We start from the raw sequence: 752 nt of genomic DNA, 5'->3' as shown, positions 1-752 counted from the left end.
GGCTCGCTGAAGCACATTTCGGCAATACGCAGTGATCAATTGAAATGCTTCTGGATTGTCTTTTTGAAACGGTATCGTATCAGCCAGGACTCGACCATACGCCACAGGAATGCCTGTTTGCCCCCACAATCCTCCGTTACCGCTTTCCCCGTGTAGTTTTAGGTAGGCATAGCAGTGCTCATGGCACAGGGCAACGTGGCCCGCTTTTTTACATTTAGGAGAGAGTAAACACTTGATAATACTCATTCCCCCTCACTTCCCCGCTGCAATCGCGCCATAATCTCGTCTACACTTCGACCACCATGTTTTTTCACTTCACTAATTGACGAGCTTTGTCGCTCTTTTTCTTGAACTACAGCGAGAGCCTGCGGGGCTAACCAATGGACCATTTGATTGATCGCTGGACGTGGGTTGGCCTTTGACTTCCAACGCTGGTCATATTCTTGAAAGATGGTGTCAATGATCGTTTTTATCTGTACTGGCGAATATGCAGACAGCAGATTCTTCTTTATCCAACTCATGTCCCGGCTCCAAACCGGGTTATAGTTGACAAAATACTGGTTCCGGTAACGATGACAGAAGTATTGGATTACATCTCTGGGCAGAGATAAGTTATATTGTTTTTCTTCTCCGGCCAGTGATCCTCGACCGGTTTGGTTATCTTGTTTCTGGTTGTTATGGTTCTTGTTACTATGGTTATAGTTAGTGTCAAAGGTGTTTGACATCGCGACGTCGAGCTCTTTGACATCGGA

1 protein-coding gene and 1 pseudogene are annotated in these 752 nt (G+C 46.1%); both read right to left on the bottom strand.

The window, feature by feature from the left end; genetic code table 11:
• A pseudogene (locus tag H1S01_RS21275) lies at window positions 1-246 on the bottom strand (ATP-binding protein); the annotation flags it as partial.
• The coding region (locus H1S01_RS20525) for a hypothetical protein (RefSeq protein WP_188042181.1) at window positions 243-752 on the bottom strand (510 nt) is incomplete at its 5' end. The pseudogene H1S01_RS21275 and the gene H1S01_RS20525, both read right to left, overlap by 4 nt.

This window comes from Heliobacterium chlorum, assembly GCF_014502795.1.
Lineage (GTDB): Bacteria > Bacillota > Desulfitobacteriia > Heliobacteriales > Heliobacteriaceae > Heliobacterium > Heliobacterium chlorum.
This window is presented reverse-complemented; position numbering and strand designations above follow the sequence as displayed.